The organism is Microcoleus sp. B7-D4 (assembly GCF_036705125.1).
Classification (GTDB): Bacteria; Cyanobacteriota; Cyanobacteriia; order Cyanobacteriales; family Microcoleaceae; genus Microcoleus.
Genome location: NZ_JAUBTT010000033.1, coordinates 21,429 through 47,533, shown reverse-complemented (window position 1 = coordinate 47,533; position 26,105 = coordinate 21,429). Strand labels below are relative to the sequence as shown.

Annotated in this window: 21 protein-coding genes; 14 read left to right on the top strand and 7 right to left on the bottom strand. The window is 46.0% G+C overall.

The features are described 5' to 3' along the window. Window positions 1-58 precede the first annotated feature (58 nt). A complete protein-coding gene (locus tag QUB12_RS15205) occupies window positions 59-526 on the top strand; it encodes a transcriptional regulator (protein ID WP_333300261.1) in 468 nt (155 codons plus the stop codon). A gap of 285 nt (window positions 527-811) precedes the next feature. Continuing rightward, window positions 812-3,139 (top strand): S8 family serine peptidase, encoded by a 2,328-nt coding sequence (locus tag QUB12_RS15200; RefSeq protein WP_333140238.1) that lies wholly within the window; start codon window positions 812-814, stop codon window positions 3,137-3,139. 293 nt (window positions 3,140-3,432) lie between these two features. Here the strand turns inward: QUB12_RS15200 and QUB12_RS15195 are convergent, their stop codons facing one another. Together QUB12_RS15195 and QUB12_RS15190 are read right to left on the bottom strand one after the other, a co-directional pair. After that, window positions 3,433-4,164 (bottom strand): WecB/TagA/CpsF family glycosyltransferase, encoded by a 732-nt coding sequence (locus tag QUB12_RS15195; RefSeq protein WP_333140240.1) that lies wholly within the window; start codon window positions 4,162-4,164, stop codon window positions 3,433-3,435. A 207-nt stretch (window positions 4,165-4,371) separates the two neighbouring features. Beyond that, window positions 4,372-4,509 carry a hypothetical protein gene (locus QUB12_RS15190; protein ID WP_333038037.1) on the bottom strand — a complete coding sequence of 46 codons (138 nt, stop codon included), beginning with the start codon at window positions 4,507-4,509 and terminating at the stop codon, window positions 4,372-4,374. Window positions 4,510-4,620: 111 nt separating this feature from the next. Between QUB12_RS15190 and QUB12_RS15185 the strand changes: the two genes are divergently transcribed. From QUB12_RS15185 to QUB12_RS15175, 3 genes are all read left to right on the top strand, one after another. Then, the gene (locus QUB12_RS15185) at window positions 4,621-7,830 is read left to right on the top strand and encodes a glycoside hydrolase family 15 protein (protein ID WP_333140242.1); all 3,210 of its coding nucleotides are present in this window, start codon (window positions 4,621-4,623) and stop codon (window positions 7,828-7,830) included. A 132-nt stretch (window positions 7,831-7,962) separates the two neighbouring features. Continuing rightward, a complete protein-coding gene (locus tag QUB12_RS15180) occupies window positions 7,963-8,802 on the top strand; it encodes a TdeIII family type II restriction endonuclease (RefSeq protein ID WP_333140244.1) in 840 nt (279 codons plus the stop codon). A gap of 72 nt (window positions 8,803-8,874) precedes the next feature. Further along, window positions 8,875-9,825: a PmeII family type II restriction endonuclease gene (locus QUB12_RS15175; RefSeq protein ID WP_333140247.1), complete on the top strand. Its 951-nt coding sequence runs from the start codon at window positions 8,875-8,877 to the stop codon at window positions 9,823-9,825. A 45-nt stretch (window positions 9,826-9,870) separates the two neighbouring features. Here QUB12_RS15175 and hisB read toward each other — a convergent pair whose 3' ends face one another. Further along, entirely contained in the window at window positions 9,871-10,509 is a 639-nt protein-coding gene (gene hisB, locus QUB12_RS15170) for an imidazoleglycerol-phosphate dehydratase HisB (protein ID WP_333047752.1), read from the bottom strand. 207 nt (window positions 10,510-10,716) lie between these two features. Further along, window positions 10,717-11,493, bottom strand: a complete 777-nt coding sequence (fabI, locus tag QUB12_RS15165) for an enoyl-ACP reductase FabI (RefSeq protein ID WP_333140249.1) — start codon at window positions 11,491-11,493, stop codon at window positions 10,717-10,719. A 328-nt stretch (window positions 11,494-11,821) separates the two neighbouring features. On the opposite strand from fabI, the gene ntcA reads away from it, so the two are divergent. The 4 genes from ntcA (at window position 11,822) to QUB12_RS15145 (ending at window position 16,626) form a co-directional block, all read left to right on the top strand. Next, window positions 11,822-12,487, top strand: coding sequence for a global nitrogen regulator NtcA (gene ntcA / locus QUB12_RS15160; RefSeq protein ID WP_006634020.1), 666 nt, complete (start codon window positions 11,822-11,824; stop codon window positions 12,485-12,487). Between the two features lie 77 nt (window positions 12,488-12,564). Next, a complete protein-coding gene (locus QUB12_RS15155; protein ID WP_333140251.1) occupies window positions 12,565-14,232 on the top strand; it encodes a DUF3084 domain-containing protein in 1,668 nt (555 codons plus the stop codon). A 364-nt stretch (window positions 14,233-14,596) separates the two neighbouring features. Beyond that, complete coding sequence (locus tag QUB12_RS15150; RefSeq protein ID WP_333140253.1) at window positions 14,597-15,721, top strand: SUMF1/EgtB/PvdO family nonheme iron enzyme; 1,125 nt, start codon at window positions 14,597-14,599, stop codon at window positions 15,719-15,721. A gap of 494 nt (window positions 15,722-16,215) precedes the next feature. Further along, window positions 16,216-16,626: a pre-16S rRNA-processing nuclease YqgF gene (locus QUB12_RS15145; RefSeq protein ID WP_333307398.1), complete on the top strand. Its 411-nt coding sequence runs from the start codon at window positions 16,216-16,218 to the stop codon at window positions 16,624-16,626. Window positions 16,627-16,705: 79 nt separating this feature from the next. On the opposite strand, the gene QUB12_RS15140 is transcribed toward QUB12_RS15145, so the two are convergent. The 3 genes from QUB12_RS15140 to QUB12_RS15130 all read right to left on the bottom strand — a co-directional run bounded on the left by QUB12_RS15140 (window position 16,706) and on the right by QUB12_RS15130 (window position 20,040). Then, the gene (locus QUB12_RS15140; protein WP_333101970.1) at window positions 16,706-17,305 is read right to left on the bottom strand and encodes a hypothetical protein; all 600 of its coding nucleotides are present in this window, start codon (window positions 17,303-17,305) and stop codon (window positions 16,706-16,708) included. Between the two features lie 139 nt (window positions 17,306-17,444). Beyond that, window positions 17,445-17,894 carry a hypothetical protein gene (locus tag QUB12_RS15135; RefSeq protein WP_333140257.1) on the bottom strand — a complete coding sequence of 150 codons (450 nt, stop codon included), beginning with the start codon at window positions 17,892-17,894 and terminating at the stop codon, window positions 17,445-17,447. A 565-nt stretch (window positions 17,895-18,459) separates the two neighbouring features. Then, window positions 18,460-20,040, bottom strand: a complete 1,581-nt coding sequence (locus tag QUB12_RS15130; RefSeq protein WP_333140259.1) for a photosystem II high light acclimation radical SAM protein — start codon at window positions 20,038-20,040, stop codon at window positions 18,460-18,462. 375 nt (window positions 20,041-20,415) lie between these two features. On the opposite strand from QUB12_RS15130, the gene QUB12_RS15125 reads away from it, so the two are divergent. The 5 genes from QUB12_RS15125 (at window position 20,416) to QUB12_RS15105 (ending at window position 26,101) form a co-directional block, all read left to right on the top strand. Next, window positions 20,416-20,805 carry a DUF1830 domain-containing protein gene (locus tag QUB12_RS15125; protein WP_333140261.1) on the top strand — a complete coding sequence of 130 codons (390 nt, stop codon included), beginning with the start codon at window positions 20,416-20,418 and terminating at the stop codon, window positions 20,803-20,805. A 238-nt stretch (window positions 20,806-21,043) separates the two neighbouring features. Continuing rightward, a complete protein-coding gene (locus QUB12_RS15120; protein ID WP_333307395.1) occupies window positions 21,044-21,634 on the top strand; it encodes a hypothetical protein in 591 nt (196 codons plus the stop codon). 970 nt (window positions 21,635-22,604) lie between these two features. After that, the gene (locus QUB12_RS15115) at window positions 22,605-23,786 is read left to right on the top strand and encodes a BMP family ABC transporter substrate-binding protein (protein WP_333307393.1); all 1,182 of its coding nucleotides are present in this window, start codon (window positions 22,605-22,607) and stop codon (window positions 23,784-23,786) included. Window positions 23,787-24,019: 233 nt separating this feature from the next. Further along, complete coding sequence (locus QUB12_RS15110) at window positions 24,020-25,129, top strand: ABC transporter permease (protein ID WP_333307390.1); 1,110 nt, start codon at window positions 24,020-24,022, stop codon at window positions 25,127-25,129. 45 nt (window positions 25,130-25,174) lie between these two features. Continuing rightward, window positions 25,175-26,101: an ABC transporter permease gene (locus QUB12_RS15105; RefSeq protein ID WP_333289132.1), complete on the top strand. Its 927-nt coding sequence runs from the start codon at window positions 25,175-25,177 to the stop codon at window positions 26,099-26,101. The last annotated feature ends 4 nt before the right edge of the window (window positions 26,102-26,105 follow it).

The window sequence follows — 26,105 nt, the reverse complement described above, 5'->3', positions numbered from 1 at the left end:
GTCCGGGACGCAGAAACCGGGTTTTTTTTACCTAAATACTGCCTTTGAGACTTTAAAAATGGTGGAAAACCCGGTTTCAATGGTTTTGATGGGTAAGTCCCGATCTAATTCAACAATCGAACGCACCATGAATATGGCAATTGAAAGAACAGCTTACGGTCAACTGCTGGCTAAATCTCAGCCTAAGCCAATCCTGAACGAAGAAGATAATGATCTTGCCCTCGCAGAAGTCGATTTTCTGATGTCTAAAGAAGAATTAACAGTAGAAGAAGAAACTTTACTGAGTCTCTGGGGGCTGTTGATCGAAGAATACGAATCAAAATATTACCCAGATCCAGAAGTGACTCCCCGGGATGTTCTATTGCATTTCATCGAAGTTCGCGAACTCAAACAAGCCGATTTGGTGGGTGTGATTGGTTCCAAAGGAGTAGTCTCTGAGGTGGTTAATGGTAAACGGGCGATTAGCAAAGCCCAAGCTAAGGCGCTGGGAGAATTTTTTAATGTTAATCCTGGTGTGTTTATCTGACTGAGATGTTGCACCATTCTCGCTTAACAGGCAAGATGCCTGTTCCACAAAAGATAAATTTTCTTGTGGAACAGGCATCTTGCCTGTTCAGAAAAGGCTTATTGACAATGGTGCAAGATGTGAGTTTGAGGGATTGGCTGAATCATTGTTAATAAGCCTTTTACGGGCGGGCTAGAAGCCCAACCCTACTCCCCACAAGAAAATTCAGTCTTTGTGGAACAGGCATCCTGCCTGTTAAGCGAGAATATAGTAAGACTGGGTTAAAATTAAACAAAGGCATTTCTGATGACACAACCGATCGAACTTTCCGCAAATACCTTACAAAATTATCAAGGTATCGGAGTTCCCGATGAAAGTCTCCCACTGATTTTGCAGCGCGGCGGCGATGAATTGCTGCTGTCAAAAGCGGACGATCGCTTTACAGTCCGCCCCTCATCAACAGCATCAACCTCAAACGATTGGACTGCAACAACTGGGGCAAAATTCACCCGTCGCATCGGCCAAAGCAATCTCGAAGAATATCTCGTTGCGCCCTCTAGCCTAGAAGCAGCAATGCAAGCAGCCCGCGCCAGCGATGCCGTAGCTTTTGCCAGCCACGTCTATTGCCCCGCGAACAATCCGAGTACATTCTTTTACCTGACAGACCAAATTACAATTCAATTTGGCGAACAAGTAGACGAACAATCGCGAACTGCGATCGCCAATGCAGCAGCTTTAAAAATAGTCCGGCCAGTAGAAGGAATTCCCAACACTTTCGTCTGCGAAGTCACAAAACAAGCAACAGAAAACCCGATCAAAATTGCCAACCGCCTGACAAGATATCCAGAAGTTCTCGTAGCAGAACCCAACATTTTAGTAGAGACGCAGCAGCATTATACGCCCCGCGATCCGCTTTATCCCAAACAGTGGTATCTCAACAACAAAGGCGGCAAGGAACTTGTCGGCGGTGCTCAAATTTATGCAGAACCAGCTTGGAACATGACTCGCGGAGTTCGATCGATCGTAATTGCCATCGCCGACGATGCAGTTGACATCACCCACCCAGATTTTCAAGGCCAAGGCAAAATCGTCTCAGCCATCGATTTAAAAGAGGGCGACACTTCGCCGATGCCAGTCGCCGACTCAGACAACCACGGCACAAGTTGTGCCGGCGTCGCCGTTGCTGAAGAAAACGGCAAAGGCATTGTCGGCGTCGCCCCCGGATGCGCCCTGATGCCCATCCGTACCAGTGGTTTTCTCGATGACAATTCTGTCGAAAAAATATTTAATTGGGCGATCGAAAAAGGTGCCGCCGTCATTTCTTGCAGTTGGGGGCCTGCGGCAGTTTACTATCCCCTTTCCCTGCGGCAGAGTGCCGTTATCACCAAAGCAGCAACCCAAGGGCGGGGCGGCAGAGGCTGCGTTATTCTGTTCGCAGCGGGGAATGCCAACCGCCCAGTCAACGGTACTGTTAACGAGAAAGGCTGGCCCAACAACGTCGTGGAGGGTCAAACTAGATGGCTGGCAGGATTTGCCGTCCACCCCGACGTAATTGCCGTCAGCGCTTCCACTTCCCTCAACAAAAAAGCAGCTTACAGCAACTGGGGCACCAGCATCTCGGTTTGCGCCCCCAGCAACAACGCGCCGCCGGGAACTTGGTTGCCAGAAACCGGATATATCAGCACGCCGCCGGAGGTGACGCAGTATTTGCCCGGTTTGGGGGTGTTTACTGCCGATCGAGTGGGCGATCGGGGCTACGACTGGGGGGACTATACGGATACTTTTGGCGGTACTTCCAGCGCCACTCCAGTAGTCGCTGGCGTTGCAGGGTTGATACTTTCGGCTAACCCCCGTTTGACGGCGCGGGAAGTGCGGGGAATTCTCGAACAAACTGCTGAGAAAATTGTCGATCCCGATCCCGATCCCCAGTTGGGCAATCGCATGGGAAATTACGATCCTAACAACGGCCGCAGCGATTGGTTTGGTTACGGGAAAGTGAATGCTTTTAAAGCTGTGCAAGCTGCGGTGAGAAAGGGCGGCGGCAATCCGAATATCGGGGGTGCGGTGTTCAGTGATATTTCTGGACATTGGGCACAGAAGTTTATTGAAGCTTTGGCTGCGGCGAATATAGTTACCGGTTTTCCTGACGGTTCTTTTAGGCCTGATGAGAGTTTAAACCGTGCTCAATATGCGGCGCTGTTGGTGAGTGCGTTTAGTCCGATTCCCAGGGTGCCGGCTACAAATTTTATTGATGTTTCTGCTACTTTTTGGGCGAGAAGTGCGATCGAACGGGCAAATCGGGGGGGGTTTTTGGCGGGGTTTCCCGGCTTGAAGTTCGGCCCGAATCTGAATTTGACTAAGGCTGACGCGATCGTGTCTTTGGTTAACGGTTTGGAACTTAAGGGCGGCAATCCTGATTCTTTGAAAGTTTACACCGATCGCTCTCAAATTCCTAATTATGCTTTGAGTGCGATCGGCACAGCAACTGCTTTGAAGATTGTAGTTAATTATCCTTCCCGCGATTGGCTTTCGCCACTTCGGGACATTACCCGCGCTGAGATTTCGGTTTTGATTTACCAGACTTTGGTGGCAACTAATCGGGCAAAGGCGATCGATTCTCCTTACATTGTCTAATGGCAATAGGTTCGTATTGATTAGAATCGGCGGTTGAAACCGCTACTACACAAACAAAGTCCGCCTGCGCGGACTCAAGAAATAACAGGATTTATGTCGCTTGTAGTCGAGTCTAGAGCCCCTCGAATCCCCCTTAATAAGGAAAATTTTGACGACATTCTTGTCCCCCCCTTGTTAAGGGGGGTTAGGGGGGATCGAGAGGATTGTGACTCAATTCTTGTCCCCCCCTTGTTAAGGGGGGTTAGGGGGGATCGAGAGGATTGTGAATCAGACAGAAGATTGATGCTATTAACTTACCCTCGAAAATCCCCCAAAGCTTTCAAGGCAAATTGTGGCAAAGCTAACATTCTGCGCCACCGCCAAGGTTCTTGATAAAGCCGGTACAGCCATTCTAAATGATTGTCGCAAAACCAAGCCGGCGCGCGGGTTTTTGTTCCCGCCCAAATATCGAAACTGCCGCCAACTCCCACCCAAATCGAACCAGGGCAAAGGTGTCGGTGTTCGGCAATCCAAAATTCTTGGCGCGGCACTCCCAAGCCTACAAAAATTAGTTTGGGCTGCATTTGTTTGAGGCTTTCACGGAAGTCTTTCTCTTCATCGGCGGAAAGATAACCGTGTTGAGAAGCAATCGACAATCCGTTAACTTTTTGCTGCCAAGTTTGGGCCGCCGCAGCCGCCACTCCAGGGGAACCTCCAAAGAAAAATAGTGGTTCCGAATCAGGCAATTTTCCGGCTTGTTGCAGCAGCGATTCTGCTAATTCAATCCCCGGATAGCGCTGGGCCGGTTTGCCACGCAGCCGCAAGTACAGCACCACTCCCGAACCGTCGGGAATCACGAGTTCCGCTTTGCGGATTACATCCGCTAATGCCTGATTTTGCTCGGCTTGCATCGCCATTTCAGCATTCAAAGTCACCACATGACTTCCTAACCCTTGATGCAGGCGCTGCATCAGCCAACCTGCATAATCATCTAATATGTGAACTGGTAGTCCCAGCACTGAAAATTGCGGCTGCGATCGATCCATATTTTTTTCTTTGAGATTCCTACACACCTAGTTATTTAAATTAGCTTAGATTGGCGATCGACGCTAGACCAGTTTTGATCGCAAAAAAGCCGGTTTGTGCCACCAACAGTCTGTTAAGTCATCGTTCCGTGGCCCAGAAACCGGTTTTTTTGTAAGCGACGGGTCGCGCAAGTTCATTAGAGTTTGCCAGCCAAGTGCGATCGAGCATTAGCGTTCGATTTTTTTGACAGAGCCGTCGGCGTACCATTCCATCGGTACTAGCTCAATTTTACCATTAATTTTCACTGTAGAGTAGACAACTTTCACGAAAGGGACGCTGTTGTTATTGTGGTTTTGGGTAGACATGGCAATTACCTTTTTGTGTTTGGATAACTTGAGAAATAATCTAATCTCTGATATATTTAAAAGTCTATTCACCCCAAATCTACTCGCATCAGGAAAAAGCAGGAAAACGAAATGGCGATCGCAAAAAACCAGCGGCAAACCAGGTTAGATTATTACTACGAGCAAATCAAAACCATCATCCTCAAGCGCCAGAACCCAATTACTGGTTTGCTGCCGGCGAGTACCGCCGTTAACGCCCACGGCGACTACACCGATGCCTGGGTGCGCGACAACGTGTACAGCATTCTCGCGGTTTGGGGTTTGGGTTTAGCTTACCGCAAAATAGATGGCGATCAGGGCAGGACATTTGAACTCGAACACAGCACAGTCAAACTGATGCGCGGCTTGCTGTTTGCGATGATGCAGCAATCGAGCAAAGTAGAACATTTTAAAAATACTCAGTCGCCGCTAGATGCCCTGCACGCTAAATACAATACTCAAACTGGAAGTATTGTTGTCGGGGATGACCAGTGGGGACATTTACAGTTAGACGCTACATCTATATTCTTATTAATTCTTGCTCAAATGACGGCTTCCGGGCTGCACGTAATTTTTACAATTGATGAAGTCAATTTCGTGCAAAATTTAGTTTACTACATCGGTAGAGCCTACCGCACGCCGGATTACGGAATTTGGGAAAGAGGTCATAAAATCAATCGAGGCAATGCAGAATTGAACGCCAGTTCTGTTGGCATGGCTAAAGCAGCGCTGGAAGCAATAAATGGGTTGGATTTGTTCGGGATTAAAGGCTCTCAAGCATCGGTGATTCACGTTTTGCCCGACGAAATTGCCAGAAGTCGCATAACTTTGGAATCGCTTTTGCCTCGCGAATCTAGTTCTAAAGAAGTAGATGCCGCTTTATTGAGCGTGATTAGTTTTCCGGCTTTTGCTGTGGAAGATCGAGAATTAATAGAACGGACTCGAAATAAGATTATTGACAAATTGCAAGGAAAATACGGCTGCAAGCGGTTTCTGCGGGACGGACACCAAACAGTTTTGGAAGATGCCGATCGCCTGCACTACGAACCCACAGAATTAAGGCAGTTCGAGCACATTGAATGCGAGTGGCCGCTATTTTTCACTTATTTATTGTTGGACGGCATATTTCAGGGAAATCAAGCCCAAGTGCAGGAGTACCAGCAGCGTTTGGAATCTTTAGCAGTCGATCGCTCTGGTTTGCCGCTACTACCAGAATTGTACTACGTCCCCGCCGAAAATATTGAAGCAGAAAAGCTAAATCCCAGCAGCCAGCAGCGCTTGCCCAATGAAAATATTCCCCTCGTTTGGGCGCAAAGTTTGTATTTTCTCGGTCAATTGCTAAATGAAGGATTAATCGCAGTGGGCGATATTGACCCGCTGGGAAGGCACCTGTCAGTGGGCCAACACAGAGAACCTTTAGTGCAAATTGCACTGTTAGCTGAAGACGAAGATTTGCAAGCAGAATTAGCAGCTAACGGCATTGCGGCGCAAACTCCAAAACAGGTAGAACCTATTCAAGTCCGCCAGACTAAAGAATTATCAGCTATTTACACGCAAATTGGACGCAACGACCCATTAGGCTTAACCGGTCGCCCCGTGCGCCGTCTGCGGAGTTTAACAACTTCTCGGGTGTTTAAAATTCGCGAAGAGGCGATCGTATTCCTCCCCTCATTTTTGAACAGACAAGAGTTTTACTTAACTTTAGATTACCATTTTTTAGTAGCTCAAATCAAAAGCGAAATAGCTCACATTCACCACCACTGGTATCAGTTGGGACGCCCTACGGTAACGCTGATGCTGACTCACACGATGCTGGAAACCGGGCGGGAAGCGTTGTTAGAATTAATGAAGGAATTCCGGGATGGACACTGTAACAACACGCCAGTTAAACTCGGAAATCTTAAGCAGTTAATGCTGACCGCTGGCACCGAAAGAATTGATTCCATGCACGATTTTGAATTTACCGAATCTCCGGTGACAGGTGCAGTAGAAACGCGCAGCTATCTAACTTACCATCCTGAAAAAACTTGGCCTTTGGGTCATACGCAAGAATTTAAATTAGAGTGCGAAACTAATACTCAATTCTTGCTAACTAGCCTACGCGATTCAGAAAACTTGTACGAACAAATTGAGTTGCTGCACACGTTAGTTCGCCTCAAAGGTTTAAACTTTGATACAGGATTTGGAGGGGCGGAAGAAACAGTTAAAGTTGTGGATTTGCTCAACGAAGTTTATACAAAAGCTGGAGAAAGTTCGCAATCAAAAATCCAATGGGCAGTCATCCGCCATGCCGCAGGTTTGCTGGACAAGGTTGATATCAGCTTGTCCGATGCGGTGACAGACATTTTGGTGCGGCAAAAACAGATTGCTGTGGGGAAAGCCTACAGCGAAGATTCGATAATTTCGCGACCGGGATCTTACACGGAAGTGATGGACAAAATTCGCCAATTCTGTGGAGAAGACATTCGCGATCGAGTTCTAACTCAAGAAGTTCTCATCTACCTCGGCTTGTTAATTAAAGCCGAACCCCAGTTATTTAAAGGCCTGCTGACGCTGAGAGTTAGCTACTTTATTTTGCTCTTAACAAGCGAATTAGCCCGCGAGTTAGGAGTTACGCAAAATGAAGCTTACGAATATTTAATGCAGCTAAGTCCCTTTGAAATCAAAAATCGCCTGCGCCAAGTGTTGACGGAATACGAGGAAATGAATCAAATCCTCAAACAGCAAGAATCCCTGCGCGTCAAACAGCCGGAAAAAGATATTGAATGGGTAGTAGCGCCAGTTTCTGAAGAACCAACAATGCCTGGGGGAGGATGGCGCCGGAAGCGGCAAATGGAAGGTACTGTCAATCGCGTACCGAAGGATTTTTATCCGAGTGTTTGGGGACTGCTGCGGCACTGCAAAGGCTTGATAATTGGCGACAAATTAGAGCGGCGCAATCGGTTAGATAGCCATATTATTTTATCGGAAATGACGCCGGGTGAAAAGAATTTCGCGCTACAAATTGAGCATTTGCTGAATAAAATTGTCGCACCGGAATACCGGCAAGTCAATATTGAGGCGCTGATGGAGTTGGCGGCGATCGCCCAGCGCAACCCAGAATTGCAAGTAGAAGAATACATCGTTTTAGATGTATTGGTCGGTCACGCGGTGCGGCTGAATTGGCAAGGAAAACACCCGGAAAGAGCGGGTAAATACGACGAAGATAAAGCGGCGGCTTGGCAAGCTTTTTACAATACTTCGCCTTACGTTTGTGCGAGTCATGTACTCGATGCTTTCCGATTCTTGACGAAGTTTGGATAGATCATTCGGCGGTTGAAACCGCAACTACACAAACGAAGTCCGCCTACGCGGACTAAGAAATAAGGGAGTAAGCTTGATTTTGTCTCACAGTTTTGTCACAAGTCTAGTCAACAGAATGTTTGCAGTAAAATAATGTCAGCCATTAGCTCAACTACCCGCGTCATAATCAAAGCATACTTAGAAGTTTTCATCGAAAATCTTGTCAATGAATACAGAGGACGGCTAATACCCAAACTTGATATTCCAGCAGCATATTTATCATGCAAATCCTCTAAAGGTCAACTGAAACCGTTTCAGGCTGCTATTATGCCCTCAGAATTGCTACGGATTAACGAGTTTGAAAGAGGTTTCAGCAGCAGCTTGGGGACAACATATGAAGAATGTGCAAAACTCATTGCTTTGGAACATCACCAAGAAGCAAGCAGAAGCTATGAAATTTCTGGCGAAGTTAGCATAGAGGCTATTAATGAAATTGAGCGTCAGATAGCACTATTTGAGCAGTCAGCAGACAAAAATGCAAATAAACCTGCTTTTGAAGAAATGATAGAAGCTGTTCTTGAGGCTCAAACAACTAACCATTTAGTTAGGCGATCCGTCAAAGCAGATTTGTACGTGCTATCCCATGACGGCAGGAAATTTTTCTTTGAAATTAAAGGGTCAAAACCCAACAAAGGACAATGCTTGGAGGTAATTCAACGACTGCTGAGATATCATTTACTGTGCGGACTGTCTCGACCCGATGCTCAATCTTATTATGCTATGGCTTACAATCCTTACGGGCCAAATCGTTCAGATTATAAATGGTCAGTGGCAAGGAAGTATACGCCTTTTGAACAAGCTGTCATTATGGGACATGAGTTTTGGAATATTATAGGGGGAGAGACTGCCTACGAAGAACTTTTGGATATATATCAAGAAGTTGGGCGGGAGAAGGGTAAGCATATGCTTGATGCTCTTGCTTTTGGATTTTAGTAAAGTATGAGTTTCTTCAGCTTTCTCTTTTCAGTTAACTAATATTTAAAATAGAGTTGAGGAGAAATAAAAGTGTCAGAGCAACTTCATGAATTATTAGCATTTGTTTTAGAAAAAGAAGTAGGACTGCCGGCCAGAAAGTCTCGCTCTTTCGCCGGTCATTTTGCGGAGTTAGAAGAATTTTTTAACTTACAAGCAGAAACACTCAGAAACGGCATCAGCAGCATATCTGGCAAAAGAGCGCTCAGATTTACTCCCGATGAGATTGAACGCATTTTAGCATTTATATCTTCAGGCCAACTGTCGCTGCAACTTACTATCGCTGAAAATTTTTTAGCCAGCATTTGTCGAGATTTTACTGGGCGACAGCTAGTTATGGTGGAAAATCTGACTTTAGGGAAAATTCATCCCAACCCATTTTTAATTAGGGCGTTAAATTTGGACACTCCCGAAGAAGTTGTCAGGCTCAATGTTTATATGACTGCTACTAGGTCTATTGTCACTTCAATGGGATTGTTTATTCAAAAACTATTGATATCTTGCTCTGAAAGTGCAGAAATTGCACCGGAAGAGTCAGGATGGGACGCAATTAAAACTACCAGTGATGGCGAGAAATGCTGGATACAGGTAAAAAGTGGCCCGAATGATATGGATAAAGACCAGATAGTATATTGGGCTGCCAAAATTGAGGAAAAAATGCAGGAGGGCGATCGCGCTTATATTGGTATAGCTTACGGCAAAAGAACTAATAAAACTGTAACACTTGGTTTACTGAAGCAAATTTTGCCCAATTCGGAAATGATAACTTTAATCGGTCGAGAACTGTGGGATTTTGTTAGTGAAGATACTCGCTATACTGTGAATCTGTTTGAAGTTTTGCGTCAGTCAGCTAGTCAAGTTTTAGCGCAAAGTTCTATTGATGAAGCTATAGAAAGGTGTAGCGATCGAATCATCGCTGAATTTATCGGAAAGTACGGCGAGGGAAGTCAAGGTGTTTTTAACTATATAGCAGATATATTTTGATTGACTGGTTCGTAGTAGCGCCCAAACGCTACTACAAACCACATACTACAAAACTCCTTTAGAACTCGGAATCCGAGTAGCCCGCCGGGGGTCGATTTCTACCGCCATCCGCAGAGCTCGCGCAAATGCTTTAAACGCCGCTTCCACAATGTGATGAGAATTCCCGCCCTGCAACTGTCGAATGTGCAGTGTCATTTGAGTGTGGTTCACCACCGCCGAAAAAAATTCTCTCACTAATTCGGTATCGTAAGTTCCGATCCGCTGGTTGGGAATTTCTAAGCTGTAACTTAAGTGAGGCCGTCCCGAAAAGTCTAGCACTACTTCAATTAAAGCTTCATCCAAAGGTGCGATGAAATGTCCGAAGCGAGAAATGCCCGATCGATCCCCGACAGCTTTTGCTAGGGCTTGGCCCAAGGTAATTCCCACATCTTCGTTCGTGTGGTGGTCGTCAATCTCCAAATCCCCGATCGCCTGCACATCCAAATCGATCAATCCGTGAGAAGCAATCTGGTGCAACATATGGTCTAAAAACGGAATCCCCGTAGACGCCTTGCAAGTTCCTACACCGTCGAGATTGAGGCTGGCCGTGACATCCGTTTCCAGTGTCGTGCGTTTCACCAAGGCGGCCCTAGCTGGTTGAACTGAATTTGCAGGAGGCACAGAAGGGCGATCGATTATCTCCATAATTCGCAATTGGTCATTCATTAGTTATTGATAATTAGTAATTGAAGATTACAGCTTGATAAGCGCTAATTCTCAAGTGTTTAGTTAAGAGAATTATGCAAAACTCAAAACTATCGAGAGGGGCGGCTTTTGCATAAAACTTACTTATTAAAGTAAAAGTTTATTGTCTAAACCCGCCCCTACATAACTCAAAACTCTCGACTACCGTTACATTCCCATGATTTCGTAACCGGCATCGACATACAAAATTTGACCCGTAATCCCGCTAGCGAGATTGCTGCACAGAAAAGCCGCAGCATTTCCGACTTCCTGTTGAGTCACCGTCCGCCGCAGCGGGGCCACTTCCTCAACGTGGTGGATCATGTCCAGAATACCGCCAACTGCTGACGAAGCCAGAGTCCGAATCGGGCCAGAAGAAATCGCATTTACCCGAATATTTAACGGGCCGAGTTCAGCAGCCAGATAGCGAACATTCATTTCCAAAGCCGCCTTAGCAATTCCCATCACATTATAGTTAGGAACTACCCGGACGCCGCCCAAATAAGTCAGGGTCACAATACTGCCACCCTCGGCCATCAGCGGTTTAGCAGCAGCACAAAGCCGCACCAGCGAGTAAGCGCTAATATCCAAAGCATTGGAGAAACCTTGGCGCGAAGTGTTGGTGAAATCTCCCGAAAGTTCGTCCTTGCCGGCAAAAGCCAGACAGTGGATCAGGACATCTAACTTGCCCCACTTGTCGGCGATGGTTTTAAAAGTAGACTCAATTTCGCTCTCGTCTTGGACATTGCAGGGCAAATACAGACTGGGATTGAGCGGTTCCACCAGTTCAGCGACTTTACGCTCGTGCTTGCCTTTCTCGTCCTTCAAATAAGTTATGCCGAGGTTGGCCCCAGCTTTGTGGAGCTGCTGAGCGATGCCCCAGGCGATCGAGCGATTGTTGGCAATGCCCGTAACAAGAGCATTTTTTCCGGTCAAATCTATCATCTGTATTTCTTCTAGAAGCAACTAGCACCGTTCTCATTGGCTCTCTGCGACAACCCCGCCAGTTTAGACACAACTGATTCAGATTTAACTGATTGAGACACAATTGAGACACAATTGAGACACAATTGATATTAATTTTGCTGTGGAGCTACATGGGGGGGAATTGAAAAAGTTAAGAGAAGGGCTAGATTTAATCATACAGCGTGTGTTTACCTTAATATTAGATGGAAGTAACCGAATCCTTGCATATTGGAGGTTGGGAAGTATATTTACTCAATAAGGTTAATCCGCAAGTTATAAAGTATTGATTAGTACAAAGGATCTAGTCGTGACGCATGATAGACCGCTAGCAGCCGTGTTCCGCCAAATCAGCGGCGGGGCGTTTCCACCCATTGTGGAAACCTTTGAACGGGGCAAGACAATTTTTTTCCCTGGAGACCCGGCTGAGCGCGTCTACGTTCTCATTAGAGGTGCTGTGAAGCTCTCCAGGGTGTACGAAGCAGGGGAAGAAATTACAGTCGCCCTCCTGCGCGAAAATAGCGTATTTGGGGTGCTGTCTCTGATTACGGGACACCGATCGGACAGGTTTTACCACGCGGTAGCCTTTACGCCGGTGGAATTGATCTCGCTGCCGATCGAACAAGTCGAGAAAGCGCTTAAGGAAGACCCGGAATTATCGATGGTGATGCTGCGGGGACTGTCGTCTCGGATTTTGCAAACCGAGATGATGATCGAAACGCTGGCCCACCGAGATATGGGATCGAGACTCGTCAGCTTTTTGCTGATTCTGTGCCGGGATTTTGGCGTGCCCGGTACAGAGGGGATTACGATTGATTTGAAGCTGTCCCACCAAGCGATCGCCGAAGCGATCGGCTCGACGCGGGTAACGGTGACTCGTTTGCTGGGCGATCTCAGGCAAGAAACCATGATCTCGATCCACAAGAAAAAGATCACAGTCCACAACCCGGTGGCTTTAAGCCAGCAATTCACTTGATGCCGAGAAAGTATAGGATTTTGGATTTTGGATTTTAGATTCAATCCAAAATCCAAAATCCAAAACCTAAAATCGGAATGACTGCTGGATACATCCTGGTATTTGTAATTTTAGTGTTGGGGGGTGTGATCGCCACTGTCAGCGATCGCCTTGGGACGAAAGTCGGCAAGGCAAGGTTGAGTTTGTTCAAACTTCGCCCCCGCGATACTGCTGTTGTTGTGACAGTGATGGCCGGCAGCATCCTGTCAGCAATTACTCTGGGCATTTTGTTTGCTACTAGCAAGCCGCTGCGAACGGGAGTTTTTAGAATAGACGAGATTCAAAAAAGGCTCAACAACGCCCGCAGAGAAATCAACCAAGCCACTGAAGAAAAAAATCGAGTTGAAACTGAATTAGCTCAAGCCAGAGCCGCTCAAGCGCAAGCTAGAGCCAATTTGGAGCAAATTAATCAATCCCTCCAAGCAGCTAATGCCGAGCAAGCTCGGACGCAAACAAAATTAAACTCGCTGCGGGCCCAGCTCAACAGCGTGCAAGCAGCCAAGTCTAAAACTGAAGAGCAGTTAAGTCAGGTAGAAGCGGCTAAATCTAAGACAGAAGAACAGCTCAGCAGTGTGGAAGCAGCTAAATCCCGCACCGAAGAACAATTGAAACTGGTGGAAACGATTCGATCGACTACACAAGCTCAGCTCGATCGCACCGAGAACCAATTGAAAACAGTTTCTGCTCAAAAAACGACTTTAGGCTCGGAAATCGCCCAACTGCAAGAAGAGCGCCAACAGTTAATCGAGCAGCGAGAGCAGGTAAAAACTCAAATTGCCCAGCGCGATCGAGAAATTGCCCAACGCGATCGAGAAATTGTCGATCGCAACGAACTAATTGCCCAGCGAGACAAGGAAATTGCCCAGCGAATGCAAAATCTGGCCGAGCGCGATCGAATAATTGTCGAGCGCGACAAAGTAATTGCCGAGAGGGAAGCACTCCTAGAAACCTTGGCACAGCAACAAGCTCAACTCGAACAGCAACAAACTGTCTTGCAGCAACAAGTGCAAATTTTGGAACGCGACTTTCAGGCAATCCGCGAGGGTACAGTTGCCATCAGGCGCGGTCAAATTTTAGCTGCTGGCGTCGTTCGCATTATCGAACCCGGTATGGCAAGTGGCGCGATCGATCGGCTTTTGCAAGAAGCAAATAAAACCACCGTCGGACTGATGCAGCCGGAAAATACCAAGGTTAGGGACCAGGTTATTCAAATTACTAAAGCAGAAATCGATCAACTAATTAGTCAGATTAAAGACGGTCAAGACTACGTGGTGCGAATTGTCGCTGGTGCTAATTACCTGCGGGAAGAAAAGCTAATTAAGGTATTTGCAGAAGCAGAAATAAATCGAGTTGTGTTCCGGGCTGGAGATGTGATTGCAGGGGTTGCTGTCGATCCGGTGACTTTGACCGACGAACAGGTGCGGCAGCAGTTGCTGCAATTGATAGAAGCTTGTCAATTTCGCGCTCGCCTGATCGGTGTTGTCGGCGGTAGAGTCCAAGTGGCCGACAATCAGGTTGAAACTTTAGCTGGTTTTATCGAGCGGTTGCAGCAGTACGATAAACCGCTGGATGTTCAGGCGATCGCCGCAGATGTCACTTACATTGCCGGCCCGCTTAAAATAGATTTAGTTGCTCGTGAAAACGGAGCCGTTGTTTTCCGCACCGGACAACAACCACCGGGCGGCCCAGATGTGAAAGTTAAATAATAAGTGCGATCGACATATCGAATTTGAGCAAAAATTTTGGGCGATCGAATTACAATTTTGCTTGACTTTTTCGCGCCCTTGACATATCATTAAATCATGGGAATCCGTGCCGCCATATATATAGCAATCGTAGGGTGCGTCGCCACCAAAAATCTGGAAGCACCACCAACAATCTCACAGCGACGCACCGCACCCAATTAGTAGGGTGTGTCGCCACCAAAAATCTGGAAGCACCACCAATAATCTCACAGCGACGCACCGCACCGCTAAGAGAGCAAAGTAGAAAAACTAAGAATCGAACCCTGAGATATTGGCATCACAAAACAAAATTTTGCTCAATTAAAATGCAGGAGCGTGCGGTGTAATGTCAGAGAATCAAAATGAACCCAGAGAATATGATGCCGTCCGTGGCGGTCAAAATTCAATTCCTGTCAATGCTGCGGTACTGGGAGGCATAGCCGGTGTTAAAAGCCGATTAGCCTCACCCATTGTCGAAGTGAGAACCGCCGCACTCTCCGAAGCACTCAAATATGGAGAAGCTGGCTTAGATGTGATAATGCAAGCTTTGCAGGATGAATCAATGCAGGTGAAATGTGCTGCCTATTCACTGCTGAAATATCGAAACGAGGAAAAGATTCAACGACAGTTACAAAACTATTTTCCTACATTTGAATTTGAGGTCATCACAGTCGATGCTGACGGAACAGAAAACAGTCGCATAAAGTCTTTTGCTCATTACTTCCCTGAAGACTTAGGTGATGGAGTTGTACTAGACATGGTTTACATTCCTGGCGGCACATTTATGATGGGTTCGACAGCAACAGAATCAGCTAGGCTCGATAACGAACGTCCGCAGCATCAAGTAACAGTACCGACTTTTTATGTAGGAAAATACCCCATCACCCAAGCACAGTGGCAAGCAGTGATGGGAAATATTCCATCATTCTTTAGGGGTGAAAAAAGTCCTGTAGAAAGTGTAAACTGGCATGATGCTGTAGAATTCTGCCGGAAACTTTCTGAAAAAACAGGCAAGATTTATCGCTTACTTTCGGAATCTGAATGGGAATATGCTTGTCGCGCCGGAACTACAACACCTTTCTATTTTGGCGAGACAATTACCACAGATTTAGCTAATTATGATGGGAATTATCCCTTTGGTGGTGAACCGAAGGGACTTAATCGCGCACACACAATGGATGTGGGGAGTTTTCCTCCGAATCCCTTTGGACTTTATGATATGCACGGTGAGGTTTGGGAATGGTGCAGCGATAAGTGGCCCAGTAACGATGACGGCGCACCGACTGACGGAAGTTCTTCGGAAACTGGAACAAGTGATTACCGGGTGCTGCGTGGGGGTTCGTGTTGGTACCGTGCGGTCCATTGCCGTGCTGCAAGCCGCTACTTCCGCTCTGCGGGCAACTCGTACTTGGACGGGGGTTTTCGTGTTGCGGTTGCTTTGGCTGTCCCTTCCTCCCCGTCTTCCCTGTGAGGACTCTTCTCTACTCTTTAGCCCTTTAGCCCTTTTCCCTTTTTCCTCTTTACCCTTTTGCGTGCGTCAGCGCACTTTAATTTTTTTTTGCACTCATCTTTACACGCGATTCAAAATAGTAGGGTGCGTCGCCATCAGCAATTTGCAAATCAAATCGACAATCTCACAGCGACGCACCGCCTGCACAGGGGTGAGAGAAACCGGGTTTTTGCGCGGGGAGTCAAAGAAACCGGGTTTTTTCGATAAATTAAAACGGGGGAGTAAAGATTGTGGCAAAAACCAGGTTTCTGATTTTAGGCATTATATGGCCGCACGGATTCCCATGATGATATAATATGTCACTCCTGCAAAAAAGTCAAGCAAAATAAGTACGATCGCCCGCAAAGATTTTGAGACATTCAAGAATGCAAGTGCCAGATTAGATATAGGTTGGCGATGGGTTTCCTCGACTACAACAGCGCAACTACAAACTTATTAACACAGAACTCATAAATATGATTTTAGGTTTCGATCCGGGTAAAGACAAGTGCGGCATCGCCGTCATGGGTAGAGACAGAAGCGTCTGCTACCATCAAGTTGTGCAGTCGGAAGCAGCGATATCTACTATTCAATCTTTGTGCGAACAGTTTTCGATGGAGTTATTGGTGCTCGGAGATCAAACGACTTCTAAGAGTTGGAAACAAAAACTGACGCAGAGTTTGTCGCCTGCGCTCAAAATTGTTCAGGTGGACGAGAGGTACAGCAGTTTAGAAGCTAGGGAACGCTACTGGCAAATGTACCCTCCGACGGGCCTTTCTCGCTTGATTCCCCAGGGAATGCGGACGCCACCGAAGCCAGTAGATGATATAGTGGCGATCGTCCTAATTGAAAGATATTTGAACAAACAGTTGACAGTTGACAGTTGACAGCGAGGTTTTCAAGCAAGTTCTAAAAACTTTGGGTTTCGTGGGAAATCCTATTTTTTACTGGATCAGTTAAATCTAGCTAATCTTGTTGAACCATCCACACCAAGAATCCTAAAATGGTTTCCACCGGAAGCAGCGGATAATCGGTAAGGTCGATCGTCACTGTTGTTCCTGAAAGCTTGAGAAAACGCCATTGAGTGCCGCTGCTGATACAACCGTAAATAGTGGCGATCGGGTGTTCTGCTGCTTCGTTAAAGCGCTGTGCCGCTACCATTTCAGCAATACATTGACCGATACCTTCGTTCAGATCGGCTTTTTTTGCTTCCACAACTACGATCGCGGGTGCTTCTACGGTAAGCTGTTCGGGCGATCGGCTAATTAAAAAATCGACGTATCCGGTGAGCTCGCAACTGGGGTCAACATTGAATTCCCGTCCCGAAAATAAACTGATTTGGCGGTTCATCAAGCGCCGGACTTCTTGCAAAACTGGGTAGACAATGGCTTCCGATCTGGCTTTTTCTGAACCAACTGCGATCGTCCAAGGCAAATCTTCTAATTCGCTACTCAATCTCGGACTGGGATTAATTGATTCTACCTCCGGAAAAAACCGAGTTCCCTCCACGATAGTTAACTGAAAGTCTTTTTTAGCTCTAGTAATTGTGAATTGACTGTAAGGCATAATCCGATAGCTTTTTTGATAATACAGACTTTTATTCTTATAATTATGCCTAAATTTGAAAGAATCTGCAATTTGTTTGAGTTCAGCTAATAAAATGTACCCTAAATTAATCAGAGCGATCGTTGAATAACAGTGAGTGTTACTTGATGACAGCTTCGGTCAAAATTACCTTACCATTCTGCCGGACTTGTAGGCGTTGGGGGTTAATCGAGTAGATAATATTGCCGTTAGTCGCTTCATAACTTCCGTCATCACCTGCTGTTACTTGCATGACATTGATTTGGGTGCCATTTATTTTGCTGAGGCCGCGGTAAAAAATATCGCCTTCCTGGGTTTTGCAAATGTATATAGAAAAGTTGGGCGTTGCGAAAAATTGCACCATTTGATCCCTCGGACATCCCTCAACTTGAGCAATTTGCAGCGGTTGATTATTGCCCAAAGTGTTGGGTGCGGGTTGATTTAGTGCAGTTGCTTCTGCTGAGGCTGTCAAAAAGCCGTGAAGCGAAGCTATCCCGAAGGGAATCGCACTAATGCCTGCCATAACTAGAACTACTTCTTTAATGCCCTTAACTGTATCTTTATAAAACATCTTGTCACTCCTGGCTTTAACTATATAATTACATCTTAAGCGATATTTGCTGGATATTAATAATATTTAATATCAGAGGTGAGAGGTGCAGGGAAAAGGGTACACCGTCGGTTTAAGTAAGGTGCCAACTGTGCACCCTACACCAGTGAAAATACATAAGTATGTCAATGCGATCGCAGGAAAGCAATCTCTTGTATTTATGACATTTTTAAGGTTTTATGACTTGTCCACGCCGATCTGAGAAACCGGGTTTCTTCATATATTTCTCGTTACTAAACCTTTGATTTTCGTAGAAACCGGGAATAAGCGCCCCCATGTCGCGAACTGACTCTGTTATATCAATTCCGGTTGCATTGGAATGATTAAACCGCAGAGAACGCAGAGAACGCAGAGTCAGAGAACAGAGAGATGAATACAGGACGATGAAGGGCGGATTTGATATTACACGGTAATGTTTATTTACGCTTAGCTATTTATTGAATAATAAAAAGGGAAACAGAAAACACATTTTTTCTTCCATTTCCCCTTTTTTCACGGACGGTCGTCCTGACTGCGAACCTGGTAATTAATTAACGGCTGCCAACTGTTTATCTTTGATTTCCACCGGCGCGGTTAATGCCTCTTCCAAATCCGCACAGCCGAGTTTTTCCTCCAAAATTGCCATCACTTCGCGACCGAAATCATTGGAATTCCGCTGCCAAGCTTCTAAACAAATTTGTCCGAAAAACGAACCCAAAGGTTCGGGATTCCATAGCAATTTGCGCGCTGTCCAAGGCATCAAACTCATGGGATCGTAACCAGGTTGCAGAATATCCTTCTTAAAGGCGTATTCTTCTAAAATAGTGTGCGGCTGCAACCCGATAAAGAAAATCGCAGGTTCTACTTTATCGGCTCCGAAAATCCGCTCTAATTCTCGGTGATAAGCAATAGTTTGCCGGATGGTTTCAAAGGTTTCGTCAATGACGTTAAACGAGTAATTAACGGAAACCACATCGTTGTAACCTGCTGCTTTTAAATCGCGACAATTTTCCAAAACTACTCGCAAGTTGTAGCCCATCCGCATTTTGCGAACCAGTTCCTGGGAACCGCTGGTGATGCCGATTTCAAAGTAATTCATCCCCGTTTTTACCATCAAATCGCACAACTCTGGTGTGAGATTATCCGCACGGATGTAAGCGGCCCAGTGTATGTCAGTCATGCCGGCGGCGATGATTTTTTGCAATAATTCAACTGCATCATCAATGAATTTGCGTGCTGGGATAAATTGAGCGTCGGTAAACCAGAAATTGCGGATACCTCGATCGTACAATTGCCGAATCTCCGCCACCACCTCATCCGCCGGATTGATCCGCACTTGCTTCCCTTCAATCACCGTATAAATGCAGTAACAGCAATTGTGAGGACAGCCGCGCTTGGTTTGCACTCCCACGTAGAAGTCCATATCCTGTAGATAATAGGAAAATTCCGGCCAAATCGTTTCGATGTAGTTATAGTCGCAAGCACTTTTCTCGATGTTGGCTGGCTTTTCGTGAATTAGCTTCGCGCGCGGCACGGTTTCTCCCACCACATAACACCTTTCCTCGGCCAAATCTTCGCCCTTAATCAACTTCTCCAGCAAAGCTTCGCCTTCCCCCACCGAAACCACAGTTCCCGTGGGCAAACTGCGACCCAACTGCTCGTAAAACACGCTCACAGCACCGCCTCCGACCACTGCACGAGCTTCGGGGCGGTATTTCCGGGCCCGCTTCAATCCGCGCTTAATCAGTCCCAAATTGCGCCAGAGTTCGGTGTAGTAAGACGCGGCTAAACGCAGTCCTCCGAGTGCTCCCCGGAACTTGATCAGCGGATTTTTGGCGTAGTAAAACTCGAAGGCATTTTGCAACGGGTTGCCGCCTCTGCCGCCCACGGGCGCGTAAATTTGAATGTCCCGCCAAGAGAAAACCAGCAGAGTCGGCTTAAACTCGTCTATGCTGGCATCCAAAGCTTTAGCGAAATCCAGGGGGGGTACGGCACCTAAATCAAAAATGCGTTGTTCGACATCGGGAAACAGCTTGTGTACGTGATCCGAAAGATACACAACTCCGATCGGGAAAATCGGATTGCAAGGGAGGCGAACGTACAGGACTCGGTTTTCTCGGTTTTCCATGATTGCCATATCCTAAAGTGGAACTTTTTCAGCTATGTTAATATTCTTTTAATATAACTTTACAATATGTCTAATTTTCGCAATTTGACATTAAATATTCTTAAATTTTTTAAAACTGGCTAAAAGCCGAGCTTGTTGGTGTCGATCGGCGAGAGCAGCAGAAAAAAGCTAATTTTTAAGCAAATACAGCGTAGATTGACCGAATATTTAACCAGGGGGTCAAAAAAAGTATAATTTTACGAATAAATTTTAATTTAAGTTCGATCGGTCTCTCATGTATTAGGGAGTTGGTAGTCGGCTTTACAGTAGGCGGGATCGCCTAGTGTTAGCCTGAGAAGATAACTAAAACTTTTAGGCAAGGCTCCCTCAGCAGTTATGGCTCAAATTCTTGACCCCGTACCCTCAGACACCGACAGCAAGATTCTGTGCTGCTACGTCAACGCCACCAGTCAGATTCAGATTGCTCGCATCGCCAACATTCCTAACTGGTACTTTGAACGAGTAGTTTTTCCCGGACAGCGCTTAGTGTTTGAAGCGATGCCCGCTGCAGCATTGGAAATTCACACCGGGATGATGGCCAGTGCAATTTTGTCGGATAAAATTCCTTGCGATCGCTTGCAGATTAACGAAGGCCCCTATTCAAACGTCCATCCTAGCAGATCCCCAGAGGCTGTTCAGGGCGATCGAACAATCATGGCCGGCCGCCCCAAATCCCGAGAAATCTCAGAACCTTTGACTGTACCGGCACTAACCGCCGTCGATTAATCGGAGTTGTGAGTTTTGAGTTATATAATTGTCAGTTAATTGATAACTCCGCGCTCAAAATTCCAACTTCTGCAAAGCGGTAAAAACTCAACAGTTAAGAATCAAAGTTTCTGAAATGAATTTTAGATCAAAACTCACAACTGCAAATATTGTCCGGTTTTTCGTATTTCCCTGAGTGTGCTTGGCTGCCTCGACAACTGTGCAAAAATATCATTAAACAGCTTCTCGACTTTCAGCCATGTCAGCACAACCTATTGCTTCTTCCCCATCTTCTGCCCCAGTATTTGAGCCGGCGGTATTCCGGCTTTCTCCCCTGATTAGAATCACGCTGTTGAGTTTGTACACAGCCCTGACAATTCCCTTGCCTTTTTTGTCGGAAGTAACGAAAGCAGCCGTTCCTCCCGCCGCACTCTGGGCAGGAATTGTTGTCGGGGCTGTGGGCCTTTACGGCGTGCTCAGTGAAAGGGTAATTTTGAGCGAGGAAGGGATTGAAGTCACATATCCCAAGTGGTTTCCGCGTTTGTTTCGCAAGGGTTGGTCGCTACCTTGGACTGAGGTAAAAGCTCTCAAACCTCGATCGACCGGTCAAGGAGGTTTAGTTTACTATTTTTTGAGTCATTCGGGTGAAGGTTATTTGTTGCCAATGCGAGTGGCTGGATTTGGTAAATTAGTCGGTTTGGTGGAAGCAAAAACAGGTATTGATACTAGAGATGTCCGCCCTTTGTCGCAGCCTTGGATGTATCTTATTTTGCTGGGATGTACGCTGCTTCTGCTGTTGGTAGATACGTGGACTATTGTCACGGCGATCGGGCTTAAAGGCAATCTGTAATATTATCTCCGCTACAACTCACATCTTGCACCATTCTCGCTTAACAGGCTTTTCGGCCTGTTCCACAAGAAAATTCAGTCTTTGTGGAACAGGCCGAAAAGCCTGTTCATAAAAAGGTAAGGATTCAGGTCTAAAAACTTGCGGCTCCAACGCTTGTCTGGCAAGGGTTTTAGGGCAAAATAAGGGTTTTTGTCTTTCGTGGTTAATTGTCAATAAACGAGGAGAAGTGACAGTTTTTCGTGGTTTATTGAGAATAGAGATTGATTTAGTATCAAGCTCCATATCTAAAGTCTTTGCCCAGCAAGGAGTTTACTGACCTGAATCCTTACATAAAAAGCTTATTGAGAATGATGCAACATCTCCGGTACAAGAACCGTTATAGAGTTGGTAGTGAAGACTTCAGTCCTCATAAAACTTGCTCGGATTATTGACTCTTATTAGAAATCAATAACATTTTTTCTGATTTTATAAGATCGATTTCTATTATTTTTGATTCAGCCTCGACTTATTTTTAAGTTGCCTCCAAGACTAAAAAGCTAGTTGCCTGTCCGAACTCAAAACATATTTTTTGTTTGTGGTGAACATTCTTGTTTAATTTTGTTTCTAGCGAACTTTTTGGGAGACAATTTGGCCAATATTATTAAGTTTTTATAAAAAAAGTTACCACTAAAAGTAATTGGTATAAGATAAACATCATTAAATTTTAGGGGATTCGACTTTCCTAAAAGAACCTTTCCAGCAAAAACTAATTTTATATTAGAATTAGTTTTGGTTTACCATGTATCTTTTTCATTAAATTCACGATGTGATGTGAATGTAAATAGTTATTAACGCATTTAATCTCATTGCTGAATAGCTCGACTAAAAGCTGGCAAATGTAGCGTGAATATATCTAGCAATTCCCAGCAAGTATAAGCGTTACAGCTTAGCTATGAATTCCTCTTAAATACTTTTAGTGAGAACATAGAGAATGAGTACCCAAAAGTCATTGTTTATACCTCGGCGTCAAGTAATTCGTGGGATTTTATCTACTACAGCGTTTGCAGTCACCTCGCGCCTTTGGACTGGATGTACTCCTGCTAAAGAGGTTCAAGCAAACTCCCCTGGAAAAGATAAGCCAATTGTGATGGGATTTATTTATGTTGGCCCCAAAGATGACTACGGCTACAATCAAGCCCAAGCCGAAGGGAACGCTGGGGTTTCAAAATTAGCCTGGGTAAAAACCGTAGAGGAAGCAAATGTTCCTGAAACTACGGCGGTACAAGAAACCATGAGGAACATGATCGAACAGGATGGGGCAACGGTTCTGTTCCCTACGTCCTTCGGGTACTTTGACCCCCATATTCTGAAACTGGCAAAGGATTACCCGGAGGTGCAATTCTTCCACTGCGGTGGACTTTATCAGGAAGGTAAGCATCCAAATAACGTTGGCAGCTATTTTGGCTACATTGATGAGGGTGAGTACGTAGCAGGCATTGTTGCCGCCCACGCTTCCAAAACCGGAAAATTAGGATTTATTGCTGCTAAACCCATACCGCAAGTATTACGCAATATCAATAGCTTTACATTAGGGGCACGTAGCATTAAGCCAGAAGTTACAACTCAGGTGATTTTTACAGGAGATTGGTCTTTGCCTGTTAAAGAAGCTGATGCTGCTAATAGTATGGCTGACCAGGGTGTTGATGTAATTACCTGTCACGTAGATAGCCCCAAAGTGGTGATAGAAACGGCTGAGAAACGAGGCATTTTCTGTACTGGCTACCATGCGAGTCAAGCCCAACTTGCGCCCAAGGGATATTTAACAGGTGCCGAGTGGGACTGGACGAATGTCTATTCTAAGTATGCTGAAATGCTTAATGCTGGCAAGACGCTAATGAACGGAGGCATTCCCCATTTAGTACGTGGTGGTTTGAAGGATGGTTTTTTGAAGCTGTCGCCCTACGGTAGCGCCGTAACGGCCGAAGCGCAAAAGGATGCTGATGCTGCTAAGAGTAAGTTTCTTGATGGCAGCATGGTCATTTATAAGGGGGAAATAAAAGATAACACCGGGAAAGTTGTGATTGCTGAAGGTAAGGATTACAAGCAGCAAGACGCAGAACTAGAAAAGATGAATTGGCTGGCATCAGGCGTCATCGGCAAAGTTACGAGTTAATTAGGATCGCGAATTAAATAATTTACACTCTTGAAAGTGGGGAGTAGGGGTTGGGCACTCTTAGCCCGCCCTTTCTGGACGGGCGGGACGCCCATCCCACAAGAACCATCACGCATTGTAAGTTATTTAATTCTCATTCCTAAGAAAGTATTTCACGCCCGTCGGCAACTGCTATACAAGCAAGTTTTTCATTCAACACTCATCATTTTCTTAGTAATTCATCTTTTATTCTGATGATGATTAACCGTCAAAACTGGCGTACAACTTTGGAAGCGGTTGGTATCCCGATCGCCGCCATCCTCTTCTCATTGGTATTGTTTGGAATTTTTTGTGCTGCGGCTGGATCTAATCCCTTTGCTGTCTATGCCTCAATCTACAAAGCAGCGTTTGGCAGTTGGCATTCATTCCAAAACACCCTGATCAGGGCTGCACCGTTGATGTTGAGTTCCCTGTGTACGGCTTTGCCTGCGCGTTTGGGGTTGGTGATTATCGGCAACGAAGGCGCTTTAGTAGTTGGGGGTCTGGGGGCTGTAGCCACTGGACTGGCTTTATCTTCTGCACCGCCGACGTTAGTCCAAATTGCAATGGCGCTGGCAGGAATTGTCTGTGGAGGTGTGTGGATTGGTGCAGTGGGAGCTTTGCGCTATTACCGGGCAGTGAATGAGACAATTAGCAGCTTGTTGTTGAACTATATTGCGATCGCCCTGCTGAATCATTTAGTCGGCGGCGTGATGCGTGACCCCAGCAGTGTCAATAAAATTTCTAGTTACCCGATTCCTGATGTGAATATGTTAGGAAATATTCCAGGAACCCGCGTTCACTACGGTCTAATTTATGGGTTGGTTGCTTGTGCGATCGCCTACTTCCTGATCCAACGTACTACATTTGGCTTTGCAGCGCGGACAGCAGGAGGCAACATCCGCGCTGCTCGAATTGCCGGACTTCCTGTCGGCAAGTTGACAATGGCAATCTGTTTCTTAGCTGGCTCTTGTGCGGGTTTGGCAGGCATGGTGGAAGTCGCAGCCGTGCATGGTCGAGCTAACGAATCACTTAATGCTAACTATGGCTACAGCGGTATCTTAGTCGCATTCATTGCTCGACACAACCCTCTTGCTGCAACTATTGTGGCAATTCTGCTTGGCGGCATTCTTGCTAGTGGTGGCATCTTGCAACGGGCACATGGACTGCCCGATGCAACGGTTTTAGTGTTCCAAGGGTTAGTCTTTTTGGTAGTTCTGTATAGCGAATCGCTCTACGGACGTTTGCCATTTTTCAAAGAACGGTCAACCGATAGCCCTCAGCAACCACCTTCTAGCGAGCAGCCATCAGTAGCCACTGTCTAACTAAGCAATACGTTAAGCCAAAATCTCAAATCGGAGGAATCCACAATGGCAGCAGAAGTATTAGGTTGGTGGGGAGTACCTTTAGGTATCTTGGCAGGAACTTTGCGGGGTAGCGCTCCATTTTTGTTCGTCAGTTTGGGCGAATGCCTAACTGAAAAAAGCGGCAAGATTAATTTGGGCTTAGAAGGGACACTGTTAACGGGTGCGATGAGTGCCTATGCTATTTCTTATCAGACTGGATCGCCTTGGTTAGGTGTTTTAGCCGCTGGTTTAGCGGGCATGGTACTAGGTTGTATCCACGCTTGGCTGTGCATACAACCAAAAGTAAATGACATTGCCGTAGGCATCGCCATGATTATTTTTGGTAGCGGCATTGCTTTCTTTTTTGGCAAACCTTTTATTCAACCAAGTGCCACCCAGTTGCCTAGTTTACCTCTGGGTGCTTGGAGTCATCTGCCTCCGGTGCAATCAGCGCTACAAATTTGTCCCCTATTTTTGTTAGGTGTAGCGATCGCCCCTCTAATGCAGTGGTTCTTTAAATCAACTCGCTGGGGGTTATTTATTCGTGCAGTTGGGGATAGTCCAGATGCTGCCAAAGCAATGGGAATCTCGATTAATAAAGTTCGTATGCTCTGCATTATCGCGGGCAGTTTCTTAGCTGGAATTGGTGGTGCTTATTTATCCCTTTACTATCCCGGTAGTTGGACAGAACGCATCTCTAGTGGTCAAGGACTGATGGCGGTAGCGCTGGTAATTTTTGCCCGTTGGAATCCTGTACAGTGCTTATACGCCTCGTTGCTATTTGGGGGGGCGCAGGCGATCGGCCCCGCTTTGCAATCAGTAGGGGTCGATTCCTATTACTACTTATTCAATGCTTCGCCCTACATCCTGACGCTGGCGATCATGATTATTACTTGTTCGCCGAAACGAACTTTGACCGGCGCGCCTGGATCTTTAGGAACTAGCACATAAAACA